The sequence below is a fragment of the Variovorax sp. OV084 genome, from assembly GCF_900111625.1.
Classification (GTDB): domain Bacteria; phylum Pseudomonadota; class Gammaproteobacteria; order Burkholderiales; family Burkholderiaceae_C; genus Variovorax.
The window spans coordinates 1-5,890 of record NZ_FOII01000043.1 but is presented as its reverse complement, the minus strand read 5'-3'; the positions used below and the strand labels follow the sequence as shown (position 1 = coordinate 5,890).

General features: G+C 50.5%; 2 tRNA genes and 3 rRNA genes. All 5 read right to left on the bottom strand.

What is annotated here, in order from left to right:
• Positions 1 to 50: 50 nt before the first annotated feature.
• Positions 51 to 163: ribosomal RNA gene (gene rrf, locus BMW87_RS34455) — 5S ribosomal RNA — on the bottom strand.
• A gap of 128 nt (positions 164 to 291) precedes the next feature.
• Positions 292 to 3,164, bottom strand: a 23S ribosomal RNA gene (locus BMW87_RS34450).
• A gap of 320 nt (positions 3,165 to 3,484) precedes the next feature.
• Positions 3,485 to 3,560: transfer RNA gene (locus tag BMW87_RS34445), tRNA-Ala, on the bottom strand.
• Positions 3,561 to 3,590: 30 nt separating this feature from the next.
• A tRNA-Ile gene (locus tag BMW87_RS34440) sits at positions 3,591 to 3,667 on the bottom strand.
• Between the two features lie 88 nt (positions 3,668 to 3,755).
• Positions 3,756 to 5,290: ribosomal RNA gene (locus tag BMW87_RS34435) — 16S ribosomal RNA — on the bottom strand.
• Together the 16S, 23S and 5S rRNA genes with 2 tRNA genes alongside form the textbook arrangement of a ribosomal RNA operon.
• Positions 5,291 to 5,890: the final 600 nt, after the last annotated feature.

Genomic DNA, 5,890 nt, shown 5'->3' with positions numbered 1-5,890 from the left:
AAAGCAAAAACCCCCAGTCATTTCTGACTGGGGGTTTCTGGGCTGTAAGAGCCTGACGATGACCTACTTTCACACGGGAACCCGCACTATCATCGGCGCTGACGCGTTTCACTGTCCTGTTCGGGATGGGAAGGAGTGGTACCACGTCGCTATGGTCATCAGGCATAAAGGGTTGTCTGACTGATCAGATGATCAATCAAACGAATTCATAGAGTTTGGAATCAGCTTTTGGCGAATTGTTTTGAATGCGTCAACTTGGCATAACACCTTGATCAGACTGATCAAAGTTATAGGGTCAAGCCGCACGAGCAATTAGTATCAGTTAGCTTAACGCATTACTGCGCTTCCACACCTGACCTATCAACGTCCTGGTCTTGAACGACTCTTTAGGGGGCTCAAGGCCCCGGCAGATCTCATCTTGAAACGAGTTTCCCGCTTAGATGCTTTCAGCGGTTATCTCTTCCACACTTAGCTACTCGGCAATGCCACTGGCGTGACAACCGATACACCAGAGGTGTGTCCACTCCGGTCCTCTCGTACTAGGAGCAGGCTTCCTCAAATCTGCAGCGCCCACGGAAGATAGGGACCAAACTGTCTCACGACGTTTTAAACCCAGCTCACGTACCTCTTTAAATGGCGAACAGCCATACCCTTGGGACCGGCTACAGCCCCAGGATGAGATGAGCCGACATCGAGGTGCCAAACACCGCCGTCGATATGAACTCTTGGGCGGTATCAGCCTGTTATCCCCAGAGTACCTTTTATCCGTTGAGCGATGGCCCTTCCATACAGAACCACCGGATCACTATGTCCTGCTTTCGCATCTGCTCGACTTGTCAGTCTCGCAGTTAAGCACGCTTATGCCATTGCACTATCGTCACGATGTCCGACCGTAACTAGCGTACCTTCGAACTCCTCCGTTACGCTTTGGGAGGAGACCGCCCCAGTCAAACTGCCTACCATGCACTGTCCCCGATCCAGATAATGGACCTAGGTTAGAACCTCAAACACACCAGGGTGGTATTTCAACGTTGGCTCCACAAGATCTAGCGACCCTGCTTCAAAGCCTCCCACCTATCCTACACAGATCTGTTCAAAGTCCAATACAAAGCTACAGTAAAGGTTCATGGGGTCTTTCCGTCTTTCCGCGGGGAGATTGCATCATCACAAACATTTCAACTTCGCTGAGTCTCAGGAGGAGACAGTGTGGCCATCGTTACGCCATTCGTGCAGGTCGGAACTTACCCGACAAGGAATTTCGCTACCTTAGGACCGTTATAGTTACGGCCGCCGTTTACTGGGACTTCAATCAAGAGCTTGCACCCCATCATTTAATCTTCCAGCACCGGGCAGGCGTCACACCCTATACGTCCACTTTCGTGTTTGCAGAGTGCTGTGTTTTTAATAAACAGTCGCAGCCACCGATTTTTTGCAACCCATTCATGCTCCGTTGTTCACTTCACACTAATAGGGCACACCTTCTTCCGAAGTTACGGTGTCAATTTGCCGAGTTCCTTCTCCTGAGTTCTCTCAAGCGCCTTAGAATACTCATCTCGCGCACCAGTGTCGGTTTGCGGTACGGTCGTATATAGCTGAAGCTTAGTGGCTTTTCCTGGAACCTCGTTCAGTCACTTCACCAGCAAGCTGGCTCGATCGTTGGCCTCGGTATATGTGCACCGGATTTGCCTAATGCACGCCTACATCCAACTAAACCGGGATATCCAACACCCGGATGACCTATTAAGATCCGTCCCCACATCGCACTATATATCGGTACAGGAATATTGACCTGTTTCCCATCAGCTACGCATCTCTGCCTCGCCTTAGGGGCCGACTCACTCTACGCCGATGAACGTTGCGTAGAAAACCTTGCGCTTACGGCGAGGGGGCTTTTCACCCCCTTTAACGCTACTCATGTCAGCATTCGCACTTCTGATACCTCCAGCACGCTTTACAACGCACCTTCACAGGCTTACAGAACGCTCTCCTACCACTTGCAATAAATTGCAAATCCGCAGCTTCGGTAACTGGCTTAGCCCCGTTACATCTTCCGCGCAGGACGACTCGATCAGTGAGCTATTACGCTTTCTTTAAATGATGGCTGCTTCTAAGCCAACATCCTGACTGTTTTAGCCTTCCCACTTCGTTTCCCACTTAGCCAATTTTAGGGACCTTAGCTGGCGGTCTGGGTTGTTTCCCTCTTGAGTCCGGACGTTAGCACCCGGTGCTCTGTCTCCCAAGCTGTACTCATCGGTATTCGGAGTTTGCCTTGGTTTGGTAAGTCGCCATGACCCCCTAGCCAAAACAGTGCTCTACCCCCGATGGTAATACTTGAGGCACTACCTAAATAGTTTTCGGAGAGAACCAGCTATTTCCAAGTTTGTTTAGCCTTTCACCCCTATCCACAGCTCATCCGCTAGTTTTGCAACACTAGTCGGTTCGGACCTCCAGTACCTGTTACGGCACCTTCATCCTGGCCATGGATAGATCACTTGGTTTCGGGTCTACACCCAGCGACTGATCGCCCTATTCGGACTCGATTTCTCTACGGCTTCCCTATTCGGTTAACCTTGCCACTGAATGTAAGTCGCTGACCCATTATACAAAAGGTACGCAGTCACCCCTTACGAGGCTCCTACTTTTTGTAAGCACGCGGTTTCAGGATCTATTTCACTCCCCTCCCGGGGTTCTTTTCGCCTTTCCCTCACGGTACTAGTTCACTATCGGTCAATGATGAGTATTTAGCCTTGGAGGATGGTCCCCCCATATTCAGACAGGATTTCTCGTGTCCCGCCCTACTTGTCGTTAGCTCAGTACCACACAGGTCATTTCACGTACGGGGCTATCACCCGCTATGGCCAGCCTTTCCAAGCTGTTCCGTTATGTCTTGTGCTATCACTAACAGGCTTCTCCGATTTCGCTCGCCACTACTTTCGGAATCTCGGTTGATGTCTTTTCCTCGAGCTACTGAGATGTTTCAGTTCACCCGGTTCGCCTCGCATGACTATGTATTCATCATGCGATACCTTTCGGTGGGTTTCCCCATTCGGAAATCTCCGGATCAAAGCTAATTTGCCAGCTCCCCGAAGCTTATCGCAGGCTATCACGTCCTTCGTCGCCTATCATTGCCAAGGCATCCACCACGTGCTCTTATTCACTTGACCCTATAACTTTGACGTTTCCTCACGGAAACCAAAGTCAATCAAGGAATTGCCAGGTCTTTCACCTGGCGCGTTATGCCGTTACATTCAAAATTCGATTTGACTCGAAATTGAAGTTTCTTTTGACGCAATCAAAAATTCTATGTTGCTGATGGCACGGTCTGCACTAAACCTTTACGAATGTGCAGTTTCCATCAGCAACGCTGATTCGACTCTATGAATTTTTAAAGAACAGCCGATTGATCAAGAGATCCTGATCAACAACAAAGAAGCCTCATGCTTTCGCAGGAAGCCGCTTTGGTGTTGAATAAGTATCGAGTTATTGGTGGAGGATGACGGGATCGAACCGACGACCCCCTGCTTGCAAAGCAGGTGCTCTCCCAGCTGAGCTAATCCCCCTCAAACTCTCACACGAGATATCAGAAGATTTGGTGGGTCTAGTTGGGCTCGAACCAACGACCCCCGCCTTATCAAGACGGTGCTCTAACCAGCTGAGCTACAGACCCATTCGCCAATCATCTTCAAATTGAAGACAACCGACTTCTTCCAACAACCGATAAGTGTGGGCGTTTAAATTAAATTGCTTGTTTCCAGAAAGGAGGTGATCCAGCCGCACCTTCCGATACGGCTACCTTGTTACGACTTCACCCCAGTCACGAACCCTGCCGTGGTAATCGCCCTCCTTGCGGTTAAGCTAACTACTTCTGGCAGAACCCGCTCCCATGGTGTGACGGGCGGTGTGTACAAGACCCGGGAACGTATTCACCGTGACATTCTGATCCACGATTACTAGCGATTCCGACTTCACGCAGTCGAGTTGCAGACTGCGATCCGGACTACGACTGGTTTTATGGGATTAGCTCCCCCTCGCGGGTTGGCAACCCTTTGTACCAGCCATTGTATGACGTGTGTAGCCCCACCTATAAGGGCCATGAGGACTTGACGTCATCCCCACCTTCCTCCGGTTTGTCACCGGCAGTCTCATTAGAGTGCCCAACTGAATGTAGCAACTAATGACAAGGGTTGCGCTCGTTGCGGGACTTAACCCAACATCTCACGACACGAGCTGACGACAGCCATGCAGCACCTGTGTTACGGTTCTCTTTCGAGCACTAAGCCATCTCTGGCGAATTCCGTACATGTCAAAGGTGGGTAAGGTTTTTCGCGTTGCATCGAATTAAACCACATCATCCACCGCTTGTGCGGGTCCCCGTCAATTCCTTTGAGTTTCAACCTTGCGGCCGTACTCCCCAGGCGGTCAACTTCACGCGTTAGCTTCGTTACTGAGTCAGTGAAGACCCAACAACCAGTTGACATCGTTTAGGGCGTGGACTACCAGGGTATCTAATCCTGTTTGCTCCCCACGCTTTCGTGCATGAGCGTCAGTACAGGTCCAGGGGATTGCCTTCGCCATCGGTGTTCCTCCGCATATCTACGCATTTCACTGCTACACGCGGAATTCCATCCCCCTCTACCGTACTCTAGCTATGCAGTCACAGATGCAGTTCCCAGGTTGAGCCCGGGGATTTCACAACTGTCTTACATAACCGCCTGCGCACGCTTTACGCCCAGTAATTCCGATTAACGCTTGCACCCTACGTATTACCGCGGCTGCTGGCACGTAGTTAGCCGGTGCTTATTCTTACGGTACCGTCATTAGCCCTCTTTATTAGAAAAGGCCGTTTCGTTCCGTACAAAAGCAGTTTACAACCCGAAGGCCTTCATCCTGCACGCGGCATGGCTGGATCAGGCTTTCGCCCATTGTCCAAAATTCCCCACTGCTGCCTCCCGTAGGAGTCTGGGCCGTGTCTCAGTCCCAGTGTGGCTGGTCGTCCTCTCAGACCAGCTACAGATCGAAGGCTTGGTGAGCCTTTACCTCACCAACTACCTAATCTGCCATCGGCCGCTCCATTCGCGCAAGGTCTTGCGATCCCCTGCTTTCATCCGTAGATCGTATGCGGTATTAGCACAGCTTTCGCTGCGTTATCCCCCACGATTGGGCACGTTCCGATGTATTACTCACCCGTTCGCCACTCGCCGCCAGGATTGCTCCCGCGCTGCCGTTCGACTTGCATGTGTAAGGCATGCCGCCAGCGTTCAATCTGAGCCAGGATCAAACTCTATAGTTCGATCTTGATTTGCGCCCCATCTCGCGATGAGGCAAAACTCATAAAAAAAGAAATTGAAGTGAACTTCACTTCTATTCTCATGAGCGTTTTTAAGTCTTGCGACTTGTTCCGAAGAACTTACGCAATTACCTTCAAACGCCCACGCTTATCGGCTGTAGATTTTTAACGAACCTCGAAGCAACTTTGCGTTGACTTCGTTTGCTTTGCTGCGATCAGCGAAGCCTTGTAGTCTATCACGATTTTTAAAGAATCGTCAAACTTTTTTCGCTTTCAACATCTTCTTATTCGCACCCCGCAACCTTCGTTGCAAGCTGCTGAAGCTGTTTCAGCGGAGCCTTGCAGTCTAGCACGACTTTTAAAGTCCAACCAAACTTTTCAACTCTTTCTTCGCTTCCCACCAACTTCTTTTCGCAACCCGCAACTTCCGTCGCAAGCCGCTGAAGCCGTTTCAGCGAAGCCTTCGATTATGCACCGTTTTTTCAAACCGCGTCAACTTTCGAAGACTTTCTTCACCGCCAACAATCAACGCCCCAGAAGAAGCATCAACTGCCTCGAACACCAGTGGCATTCATCAGCGAAGCCCACGAGTATATGACAGAT